At 62.8% G+C, this 20,418-nt stretch carries 15 protein-coding genes; 11 read left to right on the forward strand and 4 right to left on the reverse strand.

What is annotated here, in order from left to right:
• Window positions 1-6 precede the first annotated feature (6 nt).
• From cysW to JWR51_RS13815, 3 genes are read right to left on the reverse strand one after another with little or no spacing between them, the layout of a single operon-like run.
• Window positions 7-879, reverse strand: a complete 873-nt coding sequence (gene cysW / locus JWR51_RS13805; RefSeq protein WP_299748323.1) for a sulfate ABC transporter permease subunit CysW — start codon at window positions 877-879, stop codon at window positions 7-9.
• Window positions 869-1,723, reverse strand: a complete 855-nt coding sequence (gene cysT, locus JWR51_RS13810) for a sulfate ABC transporter permease subunit CysT (protein WP_299748326.1) — start codon at window positions 1,721-1,723, stop codon at window positions 869-871. Before cysT ends, cysW begins: the two co-directional genes overlap by 11 nt.
• 3 nt (window positions 1,724-1,726) lie before the next feature.
• Window positions 1,727-2,704 carry a sulfate ABC transporter substrate-binding protein gene (locus JWR51_RS13815; RefSeq protein ID WP_299748377.1) on the reverse strand — a complete coding sequence of 326 codons (978 nt, stop codon included), beginning with the start codon at window positions 2,702-2,704 and terminating at the stop codon, window positions 1,727-1,729.
• A 436-nt stretch (window positions 2,705-3,140) separates the two neighbouring features.
• On the opposite strand from JWR51_RS13815, the gene JWR51_RS13820 reads away from it, so the two are divergent.
• The 9 genes from JWR51_RS13820 to JWR51_RS13860 all read left to right on the forward strand — a co-directional run bounded on the left by JWR51_RS13820 (window position 3,141) and on the right by JWR51_RS13860 (window position 18,930).
• A complete protein-coding gene (locus tag JWR51_RS13820) occupies window positions 3,141-7,808 on the forward strand; it encodes an NAD-glutamate dehydrogenase (protein WP_299748329.1) in 4,668 nt (1,555 codons plus the stop codon).
• 224 nt (window positions 7,809-8,032) lie between these two features.
• Window positions 8,033-9,007, forward strand: coding sequence for a class 1 fructose-bisphosphatase (locus tag JWR51_RS13825; RefSeq protein WP_299748331.1), 975 nt, complete (start codon window positions 8,033-8,035; stop codon window positions 9,005-9,007).
• Window positions 9,008-9,244: 237 nt separating this feature from the next.
• Window positions 9,245-10,507, forward strand: a complete 1,263-nt coding sequence (locus tag JWR51_RS13830) for an AGE family epimerase/isomerase (protein WP_299748334.1) — start codon at window positions 9,245-9,247, stop codon at window positions 10,505-10,507.
• Window positions 10,508-10,719: 212 nt separating this feature from the next.
• Window positions 10,720-11,505 carry an SDR family NAD(P)-dependent oxidoreductase gene (locus JWR51_RS13835; RefSeq protein ID WP_299748335.1) on the forward strand — a complete coding sequence of 262 codons (786 nt, stop codon included), beginning with the start codon at window positions 10,720-10,722 and terminating at the stop codon, window positions 11,503-11,505.
• A gap of 372 nt (window positions 11,506-11,877) precedes the next feature.
• Window positions 11,878-12,750, forward strand: a complete 873-nt coding sequence (gene nadC, locus JWR51_RS13840; RefSeq protein ID WP_299748338.1) for a carboxylating nicotinate-nucleotide diphosphorylase — start codon at window positions 11,878-11,880, stop codon at window positions 12,748-12,750.
• 3 nt (window positions 12,751-12,753) lie between these two features.
• A complete protein-coding gene (cysQ, locus tag JWR51_RS13845; RefSeq protein WP_299748341.1) occupies window positions 12,754-13,593 on the forward strand; it encodes a 3'(2'),5'-bisphosphate nucleotidase CysQ in 840 nt (279 codons plus the stop codon).
• A 134-nt stretch (window positions 13,594-13,727) separates the two neighbouring features.
• Window positions 13,728-14,279, forward strand: coding sequence for a PadR family transcriptional regulator (locus JWR51_RS13850; RefSeq protein ID WP_299748344.1), 552 nt, complete (start codon window positions 13,728-13,730; stop codon window positions 14,277-14,279).
• A gap of 14 nt (window positions 14,280-14,293) precedes the next feature.
• Window positions 14,294-15,568, forward strand: coding sequence for an efflux RND transporter periplasmic adaptor subunit (locus JWR51_RS13855; RefSeq protein ID WP_299748347.1), 1,275 nt, complete (start codon window positions 14,294-14,296; stop codon window positions 15,566-15,568).
• Complete coding sequence (locus tag JWR51_RS13860) at window positions 15,565-18,930, forward strand: efflux RND transporter permease subunit (protein ID WP_299748350.1); 3,366 nt, start codon at window positions 15,565-15,567, stop codon at window positions 18,928-18,930. The genes JWR51_RS13855 and JWR51_RS13860 overlap by 4 nt, the downstream gene beginning before the upstream one ends.
• A 67-nt stretch (window positions 18,931-18,997) precedes the next feature.
• On the opposite strand, the gene JWR51_RS13865 is transcribed toward JWR51_RS13860, so the two are convergent.
• Window positions 18,998-19,363 carry a hypothetical protein gene (locus JWR51_RS13865; protein ID WP_299748352.1) on the reverse strand — a complete coding sequence of 122 codons (366 nt, stop codon included), beginning with the start codon at window positions 19,361-19,363 and terminating at the stop codon, window positions 18,998-19,000.
• A 235-nt stretch (window positions 19,364-19,598) separates the two neighbouring features.
• On the opposite strand from JWR51_RS13865, the gene JWR51_RS13870 reads away from it, so the two are divergent.
• On the forward strand, window positions 19,599-19,838 hold the full coding sequence (locus tag JWR51_RS13870) for a type II toxin-antitoxin system prevent-host-death family antitoxin (protein ID WP_299748355.1): 240 nt from the start codon (window positions 19,599-19,601) through the stop codon (window positions 19,836-19,838).
• Between the two features lie 3 nt (window positions 19,839-19,841).
• On the forward strand, window positions 19,842-20,228 hold the full coding sequence (locus tag JWR51_RS13875) for a type II toxin-antitoxin system death-on-curing family toxin (protein WP_299748358.1): 387 nt from the start codon (window positions 19,842-19,844) through the stop codon (window positions 20,226-20,228).
• Window positions 20,229-20,418 lie beyond the last annotated feature (190 nt).

The raw sequence follows: 20,418 nt of genomic DNA on the forward strand, positions 1-20,418 counted from the left end.
TGATCCCTAGTGACGGCCGGTGGCCGCGAGTTCATCGCCGAAGCGCCATTCCAGAAACGACTTCAGCACCAGTGTCAACAGGGCCAGCATGGCCAATAGCGACGCCAGAGCAAAGGCGGCGGCGCCATTGTACTCGTTGTAGAGGATTTCCACCTGCAGCGGGATGGTGGTGGTCTGCCCACGAATGCGGCCAGAAACCACCGCCACCGCGCCGAATTCGCCCATGGCGCGGGCGTTGCACAGCAACACGCCATAGAGCAGGCCCCAGCGGATATTAGGCACCGTGACGCGCCAGAAGGTCTGCCAGCCGTTGGCGCCGAGCGACAGGGCCGCCTCCTCGTCGCCAGTGCCCTGGTCCTGCATCAGCGGGATCAGTTCGCGGGCGACGAAGGGGAAGGTGACGAAGATGGTGGCGAGGATGATGCCGGGCAGCGCGAACAGCACCTCGATGCCATAGGATTTGAGCCAGGGCCCCAAAAAGCTGCCGGCGCCGAACAGCAGGACATAAACCATGCCGGAAATGATTGGCGACACCGAGAACGGAAGATCGATCAGGGTGATCAGCAGCGCCTTGCCCTTGAACTCAAACTTGGCGATGGCCCACGAAGCGCAGACGCCGAAAACCACGTTCAGCGGCACCGCCACGGCGGCCACCAGCAGGGTCAGGCGAATGGCGCTCTGGGCGTCCTTGTTGGCCAAGGCCGAAAAATACGCCCCGACGCCCTTGGCAAAGGCTTCGATAAAGACCGACCACAACGGCAGGATGAGGAACAGCGCCATGAACAGCAGGCAGAGGAAGATCGCGATCACCTGGACCGTCCGGCTTTCGCTGACCGGGGAGGTGTGGTGGCGGTGAAGATGTCTGATCTTAGTTGCCATAGCCAAACCTCTTGCGGCTCCAGGCCTGGATCAGGTTGATGATGAACAGCATCGCGAACGAGATGATGAGCATCACCGCGGCGATCACCGTGGCACCGACATAGTTGAATTCCTGCAGCCGGATATAGATCAGCAGCGGCGCGATTTCCGACACGAACGGAATATTGCCGGCGATGAAGATCACCGAGCCATATTCACCGACACCGCGGGCGAAGGCCAGAGCGAAGCCGGTCATGATGGCCGGCGTCAGGCTGGGCAGGATGACGCGGGTAATGGTCTGGAAGCGCGATGCGCCCAGGGTGGCGCTGGCTTCCTCGACCTCGCGGCTGACCTCTTCGAGAATGGGCTGGATGGTGCGCACCACAAACGGCAGGCCAATGAAGATCATGGCGATGACGATGCCGATTGGTGTGTAAGCGATGCGGAAGGGAAACCAGTGCCCCACAATGCCGTTCGGCGCATAGATGGCGGTCAGGGCAATGCCGGCGACCGCCGTCGGCAGCGCGAATGGCAGGTCCACGACGGCATCGAAGATGCGCCGGCCGGGAAAACGGTAACGGACCAGCACCCAGGCGATCAGGGTGCCGAAGATGACATTGACGCCGGCGGCGATCAGCGCGGTGACGAAGCTGACCCGCAATGCGCCCAGCACCCGCGGATCGGTCGCGGCTTTCCAGAACCCGTCAAAGCCCAGCCCGGCACTGCGAATGCCGAGCGCGATCAAGGGGATGAAGACAATCAGAGAGAAGTAGGCGAGCGTAAAGCCGAGCGTCAAACCGAAACCCGGTATGACGCTCGGCTGTTTCAATCGCCAACCATCCCGTTTCGGGGTGGTTGATGTCATATGTTACTGCCCTGCGACTGGTGCGTAGATCTGGTCGAAGATACCACCATCGCCGAAGAATTTAGCCTGCGCTTCTTTCCATCCACCGAAATCCTCGATGGTGGACAGCTTGATGTCCGGAAAGCGCGCAATATCCTCAGGCTTGGCCAGTTCGGGATGGAACGGACGGTAGTAATTGGCGGCCGCGATGGTCTGGCCTTCAGCGGAATAGAGATACTTCAGATATTCCTCGGCGATATCGCGGGTGCCCTTCTTGTCGACATTGACGTCGACCACGGCAACCGGCGGTACGGCCAGGATGGAGAGCGACGGATTGACGATTTCGAAGGCGTCGGGGCCGAGTTCGTCGAGCGCCAGATAGGCCTCGTTTTCCCAGGCCAGCAGCACGTCGCCGATGCCGCGCTGCACGAACGTGGTGGTCGAACCACGGGCGCCGGTGTCGAGCACGGGGACATGCTTATAGAGATTGCCGACGAATTCCTGCGCGGTGGCATCGCTGCCGCCCGGCTGTGCCTTGGCCCAGGCCCAGGCTGCGAGCAGGTTCCAGCGCGCGCCGCCGGAGGTCTTGGGGTTCGGCGTGATCACTTCCACGCCGTCCTTGACCAGATCGCCCCAATCCTGAATGCCCTTGGGATTACCCTTGCGGACCAGGAACACGATGGTGGAGGTATAGGGTGCGTTGTTGTTCTCGAACGTGCCCTTCCAGTCCTTCTTGATCAGCGCGCCCGGCGAATTGGCGATGGCGTCGATGTCGCTTTCCAGCGCCAGGGTCACCACATCGGCTTCAAGGCCGTCGATCACGGTACGGGCCTGAGCACCGGAGCCGCCATGGGTGGCTTCGACCGTGATGGCCTCACCCTTCAGTTCCTGCCAATGCTTGACGAAGGCCTCGTTATACGCGGCATAAAGCTCGCGGGTCGGATCGTAGGAGACGTTGATGATGCTGCGTTCCTGGGCATGCGCCGTGACGGCAAAGCCCATCGACAGCGATGCCGCCAGCGCGACATAGGCGAATATTCTGGTAGCGCTTTTCATATCTCTAGCTCCCCATAAACCGATGTCTAAACACTACTTGAACAGTGGGGTATTACAAGGCGCAGCCCCTGCCCCGAATCCCCCTCCGCAGAAAATGCTTTGCCAAAAACGGCTCCAGCGGCAGAAAATGATCGCCGCGATGGCCGATATGGCTATTCCGGCGCAATTTCATTTCAAATCTTAACAGGGCCCTAATTGCCGCGGGAAGGGCATTTTCAAAATGGCAACGGGCGGGATCGTGGCCGGTTCCCAGATCGCGCGGCGTGGGAACCACATTCCGGGCCGTCATCAGGCTATTGCGCGAGGTGACTACGTCTTCAAGCTAGGCGACATCGGGCCGACGGTGCGCCAAACTCGTCGCAACGATAAGGGGAGAATCACGGTGCAGGCGACTATCCATTCCGTCCGCGATGCGGTGCTGAGCCGCGCCGAGGCGCTGAGCGATGACGAGGCGGACTTCGCCCATTTCCTCAAGACCGCCACGCTGGCCGGCGCCGCCGAGGATCTGGTGGGACTATCCCCCGATTGGCTCGAAGCCGTGCTGCGGCGCACCTATGCCCATGTGGGCAATTATAGCGGCACCGCCAGCAGCGTCATCCTCACGCCGCCGGAGACCGCATCGGCACCGCTGGTCATCGATATCATCTCGCCGGACATGCCATTCATCGTCGATAGCGCGCTGGCGGCAGTTCGCGCCGCTGGTGGCACGATCCGGCTGTTCGCCCATCCGGTCATCCACCACGATGGCCGCGCGCTGAGCGTGCTGCATATCCATAGCGATCCGGTGGCGGACCTCTCCGCCATGCAGGCCGAGCTGGACGGCACCATGGCCGATGTGGGCCGCGCCGTCGCCGATTGGCAGCCGATGCTGGAGCGCGTGCGCGCCGCAGCGAAGGAATTGAGCACCTCGCCGGCCAAGAGCCGCGACGAGGCGGTGCTGTTCCTCGAATGGCTGGGGGAAAACAATTTCACCTTCCTCGGCGCACGCCAATATCGCCTGGAAGGCGCGCAATTGGTGCCCCTGCGCGAGACCGGGCTTGGCATAATGGGCGATCCGGCGCTCAAGGTGCTGCGCAGCGGCGCCGAATTCGTCGAAACCACCCCTGCTCATACCGATTTCATGGCTTCGTCCGAGCCGCTGCTGATCACCAAGGCCAATATCCGCGCCCGCGTGCACCGGCGCCAGCACCTCGATTATGTCGGGGTCAAACTCTATGGCGCGGACGGCAAGGCCACCGGCGAATTGCGTATTGTCGGCCTGTTCACCTCGCAGGCCATGGCGACACCGCATAGCGAAGTGCCGATCATCCGGCTCAAGCTGGGCGAGGTGATGCGCCGATCCGGTGTCGATCCGCAGGGCCATGACGGCCGCGCGCTGCTCAGCGCACTCGACAGCTATCCGCGCGACGAGCTGTTCCAGGTGACCACCGACGAGCTGCTGGAGTTCACCACGGCGATTGCGGGCCTCTATGATCGCCCGCGAGTCCGGGTGCTGCCGCGTATCGACCGCTTCGACAATTTCGTCTCCATCCTCGTTTTCGTGCCGCGCGACCGCTACGATAGCGCCGCCCGCTCGCGCATCGCCCAATACCTCGCGCAGCAATATGATGGGCGCATCTCGGCCTATTACCCGCATTTTCCTGAGGGCGACCTGGTGCGCCTGCATGTCATCATCGGCCGCGTCGCCGGCGCGACGCCGCGTCCGAGCCGTGCCGAGCTTGAGGCGCGCGTCGAGGAACTGACGGCTACCTTCGGCGATACATTGATGGCCGCAGCCGCAGACCCAGCCACAGTCAGCGACTATCGCAACGCGTTTTCACAGGCTTACCAGTCCCGCCACGGGGCGGCTGACGCGCTGGCCGACATCGCCATTTTGCAGACTTTGACCGACGGCGCGCATATCGCCATCCGGCTGCACAACCGCACCGGCGGCGATGGCGCGCTGGGGCTCAAATTCTATCATCACGGCAGCGCAATTCCGCTCAGCGACCGTGTCCCCATGCTCGAGGCCTTCGGCTTCCGGGTCATCGACGAGCGCACCTATACGCTGAACCCGCGCGACGGCACCGAGCGCTATATCCACGACCTCGTACTCGCTCGCGCCGATGGCAGGGCCTTCGATATGGCCGCGCTCGGCCCTGCGGTGGAAACCGGCCTGCTGGCTGTGTGGGAAGGTCGCGCCGAGAGTGATGGGCTCAACGCGCTGGTGCTGACGGCCGGCCTGAACTGGCACGACGCCGCCCTGCTGCGCGCGCTGTCGCGCTATTTGCGCCAGATCGGCATTTCCTATTCGCAGCGCTATATCGCCCAGGTTCTGGTGACGCAGTCGGCGGCTGCGGCGGCGCTGATCCGGCTGTTCGATGCCCGGCTCAACCCGGCCCAAACCGGCGATGCGGACGCGGCCCGCGCCGATATCGACACGGCGCTCGAAGCCATGGCGTCGCTCGACGAAGACACCATCATCCGCCGCTTCCTCAACTTGGTGGAAAGCGCGCTGCGCACGAATATCTGGCAGCACGATGCCGATGGCAACGCGCGCCCTGCCCTGTCGATCAAGTTCGACAGCGCCAAGGTCGACGGCATGGTCGCCCCTCGCCCGTTCCGCGAAATCTTCGTCTATTCGCCGCGTGTCGAGGGCATACACATGCGCTTCGGCGCCATCGCGCGTGGCGGTATCCGCTGGTCGGACCGGCCCGAGGATTTCCGCACCGAGGTGCTGGGGCTGGTCAAGGCGCAGCAGGTCAAGAACGCCGTGATCGTGCCGGTTGGCGCCAAAGGCGGCTTCGTGCCCAAGCGGCTGGTCGCCGGCATGGCCCGCGAGGCTTTCGCCGCCGAAGGCGTCGCGAGCTACAAAATTTTCATCGGCGCGCTGCTCGATATCACCGACAATCTGGTGGGCAATGACGTGGCGCCGCCCAAGGACACCGTGCGCATCGACGGCGACGACCCCTATCTGGTGGTCGCCGCCGACAAGGGCACGGCGAGCTTTTCCAACACGGCCAATGCCATCGCCATCGAGCGCGGTTACTGGTTGGGCGACGCCTTCGCGTCGGGCGGCTCGGCCGGCTATGACCACAAGGAAATGGGCATTACCGCACGCGGCGGCTGGGAGGCCGTCAAGCGGCACTTCCACGAGATCGACCGCGATATCCAGAAAGAGCCGTTCACCGTGGTCGGCGTCGGCGACATGAGCGGCGACGTGTTCGGCAATGGCATGCTGCTCTCGCCCGAAATCCGCCTGCTCGCCGCCTTCGATCACCGCGATATCTTCATCGATCCCAATCCGGACCCGGTCGCGAGCATGGCCGAACGGCACCGCCTGTTCGAGCTGCCCCGCTCGAGCTGGCAGGATTACAAGGCGCCGATTTCCGAGGGCGGCGGGATTTTCCCGCGCAGCCTCAAGGCCATTCCGCTCAGCCCGCAGATGCGGCGCATCCTAGGCTTGGGCGGCGCCCATGCCACGCCAGCCGAAGTTATCTCCGCCATCCTCAAGGCCGATGTGGACTTGCTGTGGTTCGGCGGTATCGGCACCTATGTGCGCGCCAGCAGCGAATCCAATCTGGCCGTAGGCGACCGCGCCAATGATGCGGTGCGTGTCACTGCCAACCAGTTGCGCGCGAAAGTGGTCGGCGAAGGCGCCAATCTGGGCACCACCCAGCTCGCCCGCGTCGAATATGCGCTGGCCGGCGGCCGGATCAATTCGGACGCCATCGACAATTCGGCCGGGGTGAACTCCTCCGACCTTGAGGTCAACATCAAGATCGCGCTGCAACCGCTATTGGCCGACGGCACCTTCACGCAGGAACAGCGCAACGCCTTCCTCGCCTCGATGACCGAGGAAGTGGCGGCGCTCTGCCTGCGCAATAACTACCTGCAGCCGCTGGCCATCTCGCTGGCGCAGCGTGCGGGCCTGGCCGAACTGCCGGACCATCGCGAACTGATGGCTCGGCTGGAAGCGCGCGGCCTGCTCGACCGGGCCGTGGAATTCCTGCCCAGCGACGCCGCGCTCGACGCCCGCGCCGCCACCGGCAAGGCCCTGACGCGGCCCGAGCTGGCCGTGCTGCTGGCCTACGCCAAGCTGACGCTTTACGCCGACCTGCTCAATGACGGCGAGCTGGATGACGAATATCTGGCGGGCGAATTGTTCCGCTATTTCCCCGAAACGCTGCACACGACCTATCCGCACGCCGTGCAAACCCACCGCCTGCGCCGCGAAGTCATCGCCACGGTGCTGGCCAATGCCATGATCAACCGCGGCGGCCCGGCCTTCGTCACCGAGCTGACCTCGGCCTCCAGCGCCAGCGCCGGCGAAATCGCGTTGGCCTATGCGGCCACCCGCGATGTCTATGGCCTGACCGAGCTCAACACCGCGATCGATGGCCTCGATGGCGCGGTGGGCGGCGAAGTCCAACTCTCGCTCTATGCCGCGGTCGAAGCGCTGTTGCGGCAGGAGACGCTATGGTTCCTGCGCAATGCCGACGTCACCAAGGGCCTCGCGGCCTTGGTGGCTCGCCATGCCGATGCCGTCGCCAGCCTGCGCACCCTGCTCGCCACCGCCCTGCCCGCGCCTTTGGCCACGGCAGTGGGCAATACCGCGCAAGCGCTGGTGGTGCAAAAGGTCCCCGCCGCCATCGCCCAGCACATCGCCGAATTGGGCGTGCTGTCCTTCGCCAGCGATATCGCGCTGGTCAGCGAGCGCAGCAGCGTCCCGGTCGCCGATGCGGCCGAAGCCTTCTTCGCGGTGCTGGCGCAGTTTTCGCTGTGGCCGGTCATCGAGCAGGGCCGCACGCTGGTGCTGTCCGACCGCTTCGAGCGCATGGCGCTGGACCGCGCCTTGGCAAACCTGCTGCGTGCCCAACGCGACCTGACCGCCGACGTGCTGGCGGCCGGCAGCGGTCCGATCACCGAGCGCATCGCCGCATGGAAAGCGCAAACGCCAGGTGTGGACCGCTCCGCGCAATCGGTCGGCGAATTGACGCAAGGCACGCTGACCGTGTCGCGGCTATCGGTTGCGGCCGGCTTGCTGGCCGATATCGCGCAGGCGTCATAAGCCCCCCATCCGCCCTACGGACACCTTCCCCCACGGGGGAGAAGGTGACAGAGCTGAGAGTTCTCAGTCGTCTCCCCTCTCCCCTCGTGGGAGAGGGACAGCTTGTGACGCGTTCAGCGGAGCAAGCAGGGTGAGGGCGCGCGATCTCACCCATCCCAAAGTCCCCCTTGCGCCAGCCGCCTCAATCGCCAAACTGCTGTTCATCAGCCCCGTGAGTACCCTCCATGTCCCAGCCCCTCGCCCACTGGCTCGCCGCCGCCGTCGCCAATGATGGGGTGGATCTCAAGCTATCCGGCGTGGTGGAAACCATCGCTGCCGCTTGTGCGGAACTGGCCGGTATTTTGCGGCTGGCGCCGATTGCCGGGCAAACCGGGCTCGCTGGCCACACCAATGTGCAGGGCGAAGCGCAAAAACAGCTCGATGTCATCTCGAACGACATATTCATCAAGCACTTAAGGAGAAATCCCGATATTTCGATTCTCGTGTCCGAAGAGCTGGATGAAGCCCTTCACATGGAGAATCAGGGAGGCTTCGCGGTCGCCTGTGACCCGCTGGACGGCTCTTCAAATCTCGACGTAAACGTCACTGTCGGCTCGATTTTTTCCATTCTCGCCGTTGATGCAAAGAATCCGGATCTGCTGCAGCCGGGCACGAAACAGCTTGCCGCCGGATATGCCGCTTATGGGCCCTCAACCAGCGTGGTGCTGACCTTCGGTACCGCCGTCGTCTGCTTTACGCTGGATGAAAACCAGCAGTTCGTGCTGACCAAGGATGGCATTTCCGTTCCCGCCGCCTCGAGCGAATACGCCATCAACACCGCCCGCGAACGCTTCTGGGATGACGCCACCAAGGCCTATGTGACGCAGAACGTCGCCGGGGAAACCGGGCCGGCGGGCAAGCGCTACAACATGCGCTGGATCGGCTCGATGGTGGCCGACATCCACCGCATCCTGATGCGCGGGGGCATTTTTCTTTATCCGCTGGATAGCGAAACCACCGACAAGGGCGGCCGCCTGCGGCTGCTCTATGAGGCCAATCCGATGGCGCTGATCATGGAGGCTGCGGGTGGTGGTGCGACTACGGGGCATGGCCGTATTCTCGAAGTGGCGCCGACGGCAATCCACCAGCGCATTCCGGTGATGGTCGGCTCGAAGGACGAAGTCGAGCGGGTGAATGCGCTTTACGCGAAGCACTCATAGTCACCCACCATCCCGCCTCACCCACCGCCCTTCCCGCGGGCTTGACCCGCGGGCCACTCTCAACACGGCACATGCGGCGAGAGGCCCGCGGGTCAAGCCCGCGGGAAGGACGGTGGGTGGGGAAAACATCGTGCTCTCAAGGAGCACCTTGCGAACCTAAATTGCAACGTTGCGACGTGGCCCCTATAACCGAAGGCAAAACAGGAACCGGCGGCTCTTCGCCGGTTGGGAGCCATAATGACCAACGAGATATTTCCGCTGCCGCTTACCAATTCCAGCCCGTGGAGCGCCCGCCCGTTCCACCGCCAATTTCTTGCGCGGCAGGCCAATCGGCTGTTCGATTTTTTCCAGAAGGCTTCGATCAATCCCAAGGGCGGCTTCCACGAGCTGGATGACGAAGGCCACCCGATCAATACCGACAATGATATCCGCCAAATTCACGTCACCGCTCGCATGGTGCATTGCTTCGCCATTGGCAGCCTGATCGGCCGGCCGGGCTCCGACGAAATCGTCGATCACGGCATGCGCGACCTGTGGGACAAGCACCGCGACGCCAAATATGGCGGCTATGTGTGGGGCCACGACGACAAGGGCTTCACCGATGACAAGAAGCAGGCCTATGGCCATGCCTTCGTGTTGCTCGCCGCCTCCAGCGCCAAGCTGGCTGGCCATCCGCTGGCCGACCAGATGATCGCCGACGTGACCAAGGTCATTAACGAGCGGTTCTGGGACGAAAAGGTCGGCGCGGTATCGGAGGAATACAATCGCGACTGGTCGCCGATCAGCGACTATCGCGGCCAGAATTCCAACATGCACATGACCGAAGCGCTGATGGCGGCCTACGAGGCGACCGGCGACAAGGTCTATCTGGCCAAGGCCGAGCGCATCGCCAGCCACATCATCGGCAAGATCGCGGTGCCGCTGGGGCATCGCGTCGCCGAGCATTTCAATGACAAGTGGGAGCTGGACAAGGACTATCTCGGCTCCGAGATGTTCCGCCCTGCCGGCACCACCCCTGGCCATTGGCTGGAATGGTCGCGGCTGCTGATCCAGCTCTGGATTTTGGGCGATAAGCGCCTGTCCTGGCTGACCGACGCGGCGCGCGGCCTGTTCCGCAACGCCATCACCCTGGGCTGGGACAAAAAGTATGGTGGGTTCTTCTATAATCTCGATTGGGACGATAAGCCGCTGATGCGCGAAAAGCTGTGGTGGCCGGTCACCGAGGCGATCGGGGCGGCGTCGTTCCTCTGCGCCTATGATCGCGATCAATATTACCAGGTCTGGTATCGCAATCTGTGGGACTTCGCCGCCAATCATGTGATCGATCACGAGCGCGGCGGCTGGCGGTCGGAACTACGCGAGGATTTGACCCCCGCCTCGCGCCTGTTCACCGGCAAGCCCGATATCTACCACGCGCTGCAGGCCTGCTTGATCCCGCTCTATCCTTCGATCGGCGGCATCACTGCCGCGATCATCAAGACCGACCACGGCAAGCACTAGCTCCTGGGCACAGATGGGGTTGGGTCGGAAAATGGGGGCATATTCCCACCCCTCCGAGTCATCCCCGCGAAAGGCGGGACCTCTGTTTTCTGGCACGCTCGGCAAACGGAGGTTCCCGCCTTCGCGGGAATGACTCCGTGAAAATGCCGGTCCGTTCTGGCTCTGCCACGTTTCCGGCGCTCACGCGTTGAGTGTCGGAAACGGAGAGCACAATGACCGATCTGACAGGCAAAGTGGCGCTGGTGACGGGAGCGGGTTCGGGCATCGGCAAGGCCGCGGCGCTGAGCTTGGGCATGGCTGGGGCGAATGTGGTGGTGATGAGCCGCACCGCATCGGAAGTCGACCAGACCGCCAGCGAAATCCGCAGTGCCGGTGGCGAGTCGCTGGCGCTGAGCGCCGACACTTCGGACGACGCGGCGATGGCCGAACTGGTCAACCGCGCGGTCAGCCACTATGGCCGGCTCGATATCGTCGTTGCCAATGCCGGGATCAATGGCGTCTGGGCACCGATCGAAAGCCTCAAACCCGAGGAGTGGGACAAGACTATCGCGGTCAACCTGCGCGGTACCTACCTGACTATCCATTATGCCGTGCCGCATCTGGCGCGTGCGGGCGGTGGCTCGATCATCGTGGTGTCCTCGATCAATGGCACCCGCACCTTCACCACGCCGGGCGCGAGCGCCTATTCGGTCACCAAGGCCGGGCAGTTGGCGCTAGTGCAGCAATTGGCGCTGGAACTGGGCGACCGGAAAATCCGCATCAATGCGCTATGCCCCGGGGCGATCGAGTCGGAGATTTCCGACAATACCGAGCAGCGTGGCAAAGAACTCACCGAAGTGCCGGTGGAGTTTCCCGAGGGGGATATTCCGCTGACGGATGGCGCGAAAGGCAAGGCGCAGGATGTTGCGGACGCGGTGCTGTTTCTGGCGTCGAACGCCTCGCGGCATATTACCGGGACGCCGATCTGGATCGATGGCGGGCAAAGTTTGCTGCGGTAGGCGGATGTCGCGGCAGTCACCTCGAACGGGCCTAAAACCACGGCGTCATTCCCGCGAAAGCGGGAACCCATCTCTCTGTGAGCGTCCAGTAAGAGTGGGTTCCCGCTTTCGCGGGAATGACGCTGATGGAAGACAATGACGCCGCGCTGGGCAGACACCCTCACCCGCCCTCCGCTTCGCTCGGGCACCCTCTCCCCGACGGGGAGAGGAATTCTGATAGCTCGGCGCTTCTTATTCTTCTCACCGTCGGGAGAGGTGGCTCGGCGCAGCCGAGACGGATGAGGGTGCCCTTTCAAGTCAACTACAATCCTCCTGGCCAGTTGCAACCGCACCTTGCCGCGCGTACATCAGCGGCTTGCAATGAGAACAGCCATGCCCCGCCCGACCAGTTTTGCTGCCCAACTTCCCCACCTTCTGGTGGAGCGTGCCGTCATGGCTGCGCTGGAGGAGGATTTGGGCCTGGCCGGCGACCTGACCAGTCAGGCGACGCTTGCCCCAAGCGCGACCGCTACCGCGACGCTGTCTGCGCGTGAGCCCGGCACCATTGCAGGCCTCGATCTCGCTGCTGCGGCGTTCCGGCTGGTGGGCGTGGGCGTCACCTTCACGCCGCAGATTGCCGATGGATCGCGGATCGCTGCCGGCGGCGTGGTTGCCACCGTGGCCGGCCCTGCCCGGCTGGTGATGTCGGCCGAGCGCGTGGCGTTGAATTTCCTCAATCATCTCAGTGGTATCGCAACGCTGACGCGAACCTACGCGGACGCCGTTGAAGGCACCAATGCCCGTATCTGCGACACGCGGAAAACCATTCCGGGCCTGCGCGCCTTTCAGAAATACGCTGTGCGCTGCGGTGGCGGCTCCAATCACCGCTACTCGCTCGATGACGCCATCCTCATCAAGGACAACCACATCGCCGTCGCCGGCAGCGTCACCGCCGCCTATCAGGCGGCCGCCGCCTTTGCGGGCCATCTCGTCGCTATCGAAATCGAGGTCACGACGCTGGCCGAGTTGGACGAAGCGCTGGCCGCTGGCGCCCGCATCGTGCTGCTCGACAATATGGACAATGCCATGCTGGCCGACGCCGTCGCGCTCAATGCCGGCCGCGCCCGGCTCGAAGCCTCCGGCAACGTCAAGCTCGACCGGGTGCGCTCGATTGCCGAAACCGGGGTCGATTTCATCTCCACCAGCCAGATTACCATGGGCGCCAAGCCGCTCGATCTGGGCCTCGATGTGACGATCGGGGGCTGAGCCATGACCACTTTGATCGCCCCCGCTCAAGCCGCCACCACATCAGATCTCACCGATCTGTGCCTCGCCGCGTCGATCGCCGCTGCGCGCGTCATCACCGATGTCTATGCGCGACCCTTTGCCGCAGTCGACAAGGCCGATGGCTCCCCAGTCACCGAGGCCGACGCTGCTGCCGAGGCCGTAATCCTCGACTATCTGCGCGCCACCGGCATTCCGGTATTGGCCGAGGAAAGCGCCTCCGCGGGGCATATCCCGATCCTGGGCGACCGCTACTTCGTGGTCGATCCGCTCGATGGGACCAAGGAATTCATCAAGCGCAATGGCGAGTTTACCGTCAATATCGCGCTGGTCGAGCACGGGGTGCCGGTACTCGGCGTGGTGCTGGCCCCGACCACCGGTGCGGCATTTGTGGGTGACCGGCATGGCGCCTACGAATGCAACACGCTGACCGGCATAGCCCAGGAAAAGCGCGCGATTTCGACGCGTTCCGCCGATCCGCTGCGTATTGTGGCCAGTCGCTCGCATGGTCATGCGGCGCTCGCGGCGCTGTGCGACACAATGCAGATCGGCAGCGACGTTTCGGTCGGCTCGTCACTCAAATTTTGCCTGCTGGCACGAGGCGATGCCCAACTTTATCCGCGGTTTACTCCAACCTGCGAATGGGACACCGCGGCCGGGCAGGCCGTTCTGGAAGCGGCGGGCGGCGCCGTTCTGACGCTCGACGGGAAGCGGCTGGCCTATGGCAAGTCGATGACGCGCTTCCTCAACCCCTATTTCGTGGCGGCGTCGAACCACGATCTGGCGGCGCGCGCGGCGCAGGAAATGCAGGCGCTGGTGGGCTAAACACCAGCATTACTGCAAGACTCGCTTAACTGATGTCCTTTAGACGCATGGCTCACACGCTTGCGCGATGGGCGACCAACATATACAGAACGAGCATATAACGGCCCGGCATATGTCTGGCGGAGTGCTGCTGTATGAACGTCAGAACGGTTTGCCTGTCCATCCTCTACGGGGGCGATGCTACTGGATACGAAATCCGGCGGCTGTGTGTCGAGGGCGAGTGCTCGTATTTCGTCGAGGCCAGTTTCGGCTCGATCTATCCGGCGCTAGCCAAGCTCGAAGACGATGGCCTGGTCAGCAGCCATGTCGAGCAGCAGGACGGCAAGCCGTCCAAAAAAATCTATTCGATCACCGAGGCCGGCCGCACGGCGTTTACGCAGGCTCTGTTCGAGCCTTTGGGCGAAGAAGTGTTCCGCAGTCCCTTCCTGCTGTTTGCGCGTTTTGCGCATCTGTTGCCGGCAGGACTGGTCGAAGATCGCTTGCACGAACAACTGCAACGGACCCTCGATGCGAAGAAAAAACTGAACGACGCACTGGGTGAAGACACCGTCAGCGCATCGGACAGGTGGGTAATCAACTACGGATTGTCGATTATGGAGGTTGCGGAACGTCATATGCGCAACCACATGACTGACTTGATCACATTAGCGCGAGCCGAACCGGCTAAAAAAGACGCGGCTGAATAAGGGGCGAATTGGGTATGCGTGCACTTTTATCTTACGGCTTGGCTTTTGTGTTCCTGGTTGTCGCGGGCCTTTGGCTCGGCACCGGCACCTTGGTCATTGGCGGCAACGGGCCCGGCAAGGGCGAACAGCCGATCATTTCGGTGTTCGAAGGCGAGCCGGACGGCCCGATCCACAACCAATTGGCCGATGCCGGCGTGCTGGCGCCCCCTCCTAGTGAGGAGGGCACCACCCATATCGATCCCCATCTGACCATTGCCCAGCGCAATGAAGAAGAGACCGGCGCCGCCGTGCCGGCGCAGTCGGTTCGTACCGTCACCTACATGGCCCAGGCCATGCCGATCATGGTGCCGCTGCGCGGCCGCACCCAGGCCAAGTCCTCGGTCAGCGCCGTTGCTGAAACCGCCGGCATCATCGATACGGTCGCCGTCACCAAGGGCCAGAAGGTTGCCGTTGGCGATCTGCTGTGCACGCTCGACCAGGGCACACGCCAGGCTGCGGTGAACCAGGCCGATGCGGGCCTTGCCCAGGCCAATGCGGGCCTCGTGCAGGCGCAGCTTGATTTCGACACCAATGCCGACCTGCGCAACAAGGGCCTGGCGGCTGCCAATACCAGCCGTCCGCTGGAAGTCGCCCTGACCTCCGCCAAGGCCTCCGTCACCTCGGCCCAGGCCGCGGTGGACAATGCCAAGGCCGAATTCGATCGCACCGAAATCGTCGCCAAGGTTGCGGGCGTGGTGCAGGACCCGCTGGCGACTGCCGGCTCGATGCTCGCCATGGGCTCGCCCTGCGCCAGCATCGTCCAGCTCGACCCGATGGTGTTCATCGCCCAGGTTCCGGAAAGCCGCATTAGCCTGGCCAAGACCGGCCTCGACGCCTCGATCACCACGGTGACCGGCCAGACCGTCGACGGCAAGGTGAGCTTCATCTCCGAGACCGCCGATCCGGCAACCCGTTCGTTCCCGATCGAAATCGAGATCCCCAACAAGGACGGCGCCCTGCGCGACGGCCTTACGGCAACCGCCACCGTCAATCTCGGCTCCGCGCCGGCCCATCTGGTCCCACAGTCGGTGCTGACGCTGAACGATGATGGCGAATTGGGCGTGCGGGCCGTCGAGGACAGCAAGGCCAAGTTCTATCCCGTGCAGATCGCCAGCGACACCCGCCAGGGTGTGTGGGTGCTGGGCCTGCCCCCCAAGGTCGACATCATCACGGTCGGCCAGGAATTCGTGAATGACGGCCAGGCCGTCACTGCCACCAACGTCGCCGCTGCTGAGGGTACAGCATCATGATGAACTTCCTCGAACGAATCCTGCGCATGCCGCGAGTGGTCTTGACCGTCATGGTCCTGCTGCTCGGGGCAGGCGTGGCCGCCTATGTGTCATTGCCGAAGGAAAGCTTCCCGGCGATCGATATCCCGTATTTCTACGTTTCGGTCAGCCAGACCGGCGTGTCGCCGCGCGACGCGGAGCGCCTGCTGGCCAAGCCGATCGAAGATCGCGTCAAGGATATCGACGGGCTGGAGAACTACTCCACCACCTCGACGACCGGCCATGCTTCGGTGTTCCTGGAATTCAACGTCAATGCCGACAAGGACAAGGCGCTGACTGATATCCGGGCCGCCATGGACGGCATCGTGGGCGACCTGCCCGACGACGCCACCGTGCCCACCGTCAACGAAATCTCGTTCACCGACATGCCGGTCATCTCGGTTGCCGTCTATGGCTCGGCGCCCGAGCGCCAGCTCGTGACGCGCGCCAAGGACCTGCAGGACGAGCTTGAGGCCCTGCCCGACGTGCAGAGCGTGACCATTTCGGGTTCGCGCGATGAAATGCTGGCCGTCACCATCGACCTGAACAAGCTCGAAGCCTATGACCTGACGGCCGCGCAACTGCTCGATGCTCTGGCCAAGAACAACATGGTGGTGCCCGGCGGTACGCTGGATACCGGCCAGGGCTCGTTCAACGTCGAGGTTCCCGGCCTGATCAATAATGCCGCGGACATTTATTCGCTGCCGCTCAAGACCAGCGGCGACACTGTCGTCACCTTTGGCGACGTGGCGACCATCACCCGCACCTTCGAAGATGCGACGCAATACGCCCATGTGAACGGCCAGCCGGCCATCACCCTGGGCGTGGCCAAGAAGCTGGGCACCAACGTCATTACGGTGTCCGACGAAGTGCGCCGCGTCACCTCCGAATTCACCAATGATTGGCCGACCAGCATCCAGACCAGCTTCCTGGTCGACCAGGCTGACTCGACCAAGGGCCTGTTCCGCTCGCTCGAAGCGGCCGTTTTGACCGCCGTTGCGCTGGTGCTGATCACCTGCGTCGCCACCCTGGGCCTGCGCCCGGCCATCATGATCGGCATGTCGATCCCGATCTCGTTCATGATTGCCTTCCTCGTGGTACAGATGCTGGGCATGACCATCAACATGATGATCATGTTCGGGCTGGTGCTCGCCGTGGGGGTGCTCGTCGACGACCCGATTGTGGTGGTGGAATACGCCGAGCGAAAGCTGATGGAGGGCGTCCCCAAGCGGGAGGCCTTCATCATGGCCGCGCGGAAAATGTTCGTGCCGGTGGTTTCGGCCACCTTCACCACGCTGGGCGCCTTCGTGCCGCTGCTGTTCTGGCCGGGCATTATCGGCAAGTTCATGAGCTACCTGCCGATCATCGTCATCGTGGTGATGTGCGCCTCCCTGGTTTCGGCCCTGATCTTCATGCCGATCATCGGCGCGATCATCGCTTCCACCAAGGTCGACCAGCACCACAAGGAAGCCGCGGACATCGTCATGTACGCGGACAAGTTCGATCCCAAGAAGGTCAAGGGCGTGACCGGCGGCTATGTCCGCACGCTGGAGCACCTGCTCAAGCATCCGGTGATGACCTTGCTGGTGGGCTTCAGCCTCGTCGGCCTGATGTTCTACAGCTACATCTCCAACCCGACCGGCACCGAGGCGTTCCCGGCGTCCGAGCCTGAATACGGCACGGTGAACGTGATCGCGCGCGGCAATTACTCGCCGATCGAGATCCGGAACTTCATGGTCGAAGTCGAAAATGAACTGCTGCAGGTGCAGGGCATCCAGGACGTCATCATGACCTTCGCGGGTGGCCAGAGCGGCGGCGGTCTGGGCAGCGCTTCGCCCGCCGACACCGTCGGTTCGTTCAACCTGCAGTTGCAGCCCTATAACGAACGCGTCAAGGCCGAGCAGATCTTCCAGGAGATCCGCACCCGTGTCGCCGACATTTCGGGCCTGCAGGTGCAGATCGCGGCGCAGGAAAACGGTCCTCCGGCCGGCAAGGCGATCAACCTGCGCGTCGAGAGCACGGTCTATGAAGACCTGGCTCCCGCCGTCGCCAAGATCCGCGATTATATTCAGAACGACCTGGGCGATACCATCGACATCGAAGACGGCCGCCCCTCCCCCGGCATCGACTGGGAAGTGACGATCGACCGCGTCGAAGCCGCCAAATACGGCATCGGCGTGCGCGAACTGTCGCCTTACGTCCAGCTCGTCACTTCGGGCGTAAAGCTCGGGAGCTACCGTCCCGATGACGGCAGCGACGAACTCGATATCCGTGTCCGCCTGCCCGAAGCCGAGCGCACCTTCGACGCGCTGGATTCGATGCGGATCGTCACGGCCCAGGGCCTGGTGCCGGTCAGCAACTTCATCAAGCGGACGGCCGTGCCGAAGGTTGCCAATATCGAGCGGCGCAATGGCGTCTATGCGATGAACGTGATGGCCAACCTGAACCCGACCAATGCCGCCGGCGAAGCGGTGACGTCGGACGTCAAGGTCGCCCAGCTCAAGGAATGGCAGGCAACGCAGGAGTTCCCCGCCGCGGTCAAGATCGTTTATGGCGGTGCGGCCGAGCAGGTGGATGACACCAATGCCTTCATCGTTTCGGCGTTCGGGGCGGCGATGTTCCTGATCTTCCTGATCCTGCTGCTGGAGTACAACAGCTTCTGGCAGGTGCTGGTCACCCTCTCGACGGTGATCATGTCGCTGGCAGGCGTGCTGCTGGGCATGACCATTACCGGCATGAGCTTTTCGGCGATCATGACCGGTCTGGGCATCGTGGCTTTGGCGGGTATCGTGGTGAAGAACGGCATCGTGCTGATCGATACCTACAATCACTACAACCGCGACGAAAAGGTCGAGCCGGTCAAGGCGATGCTCATCACCGCCGCCCAGCGCGTGCGGCCGGTGCTGCTGACCGCAACCGTGACCGCATTGGGCGTCATCCCGATGGCGTTCAACGTCGAGTTCGACTTCATCCGCCGCGAAGTGGTGGTGGGTGGCATTGCGGGTTCGTGGTTCATCCACCTGTCGGCAGCTTTGGTCTCGGGCCTGTTCGTCTCCACCGCCCTGACCCTGATCATGGTGCCGGTGATGATCACCGCTCCCACCGTGATGTGGCGCCAAGTCAAATGGGCCGTGCATCACACCGACCGCCTCGGCAACTGGATCAGCAGCCCGTTCCGCCGCCGCGCCGCGGCTGCGGTCCCCGCTGGGTTCGACGGCATGGCCGTGGAAATTCCCGCCGATGCCGATGGCACCAAGCGCTACATCGTCAGCTCGGATGCCGGGCTGGTGGAAAAGGAAAGCAACGGCGTCACCGTCGTCAGCCGCCCCGAAGCCGCCGAATAAGTTACTGCCTCCAAGCAGTCTGAGGCCCGCAGCAATGCGGGCCTTTTTTTATGGCCACCCGCCCGCCTCAGTGGCTGTTGCTGTCATTGTCATTGGCCGGGTGGGCCGCGGCATCTCGAAATCGGACCATGGCTTCGCCTTTCCAAGCTTCGTGCATCAGCATCGAAATCTGCTGGAGTGTGTATGGCGAAAAGCCGTAATCCAGTTGCTCAAGCCGTTCCAGCAAACGGTCCGAATGGAATTCGACCTCGAGATGGGCATCATCAGAATTACCAAGTGCTACCAATAAGCTGGCGTGGGTCTTGTAGCCAAAAGCAAACGCCAATGCCTCATTGGCATGGGACGAGCCAATGGCAGGCGAGATATTGCGCAACGTCGTCTTTAGCACAGCCAGATGCCGGCGCGAGATATGAAGGGGCATGGCGCGATCCATCGTTCCATCGTCGATGTCCGCCGATTACGCATCGACCATGAACGGGGTCGCGCAGCATTGGTAGGGCCCATTAAACCCGGCGGCAGGTTGGGAAGGGCTATCCACTGTGCAGCTTAGCGCGGCAGTGCGGCTTTGGAAATATGCCACAGCGGAGGCAGACGTATGAGCTAATTTAGCTATTGTAGCTGACGAACAAAATAGCTATTTTAGCTACTCGACAACACGGGAGAGCGCCATGTCTGAAATCACCGCGACTGATGCCAAGAACAAGTTCGGCCAAATGCTGGAGATGGCCCAGGCCGAGCCCGTGCGGATCCAGAAGAATGGCCGTGACGTAGCTGTCGTGATGTCGCCGGAGCAGTATGATACATTGGTCAACCGTGAACCGCAGCCCAAAGTGCGTCCATTGGTTGAGACCCTGATGGCGCGAAGCATTGCCCGGCGGCGGTCGCTCTATGAGGCCTTGGCTAAATAGATCATGCCAGTCTATCTCACGCTCGATGAAACATTGCGCATCCACGACTTGCTGATCAAGGCGTTCGGCGGAGCCGAGGGCGTGCGTGATGCGGGTCTCGTGGAATCCGCATTGCTTCGGCCCCAGACAGGCTATTACACAGATCTCGTCGAAGAAGCCGCCGCGCTCTGGGAGAGCCTGGCGATGAACCATGGCTTTGTCGATGGAAACAAGCGCGTGGCCTATGCCTGTGTCGAACTCTTTCTGCAGATGAATGGACTCGATATTTCTGCGAGCAACGATGAGTTGGAGCACTTCATCTATTCCAACATCGAGGCCGGAACGTTCCGCAAGGATGTGATTGACGCTTGGCTGCGCGGACATACGGCGCCGTTCGATCCGCAAGCCTAGCGGCGGCACGGGCCGCCCCGATTTATTCCCCTTCTCCCCGCCCCCAAAACCGCCCGCATAATTGCCCCCGATATCTCCACAATGGCTGCGGGTTCGCGACGAACGGCCGTGGGGAGTTTGGTGGGAGGGGAATGCGGTCGCGCGATCCCTGGGCCAGCGCGACGTTCGTCTCCTGAAACAATGGAGGCCA

It is taken from the genome of Devosia sp., from assembly GCF_028290625.1.
GTDB lineage: Bacteria > Pseudomonadota > Alphaproteobacteria > Rhizobiales > Devosiaceae > Devosia.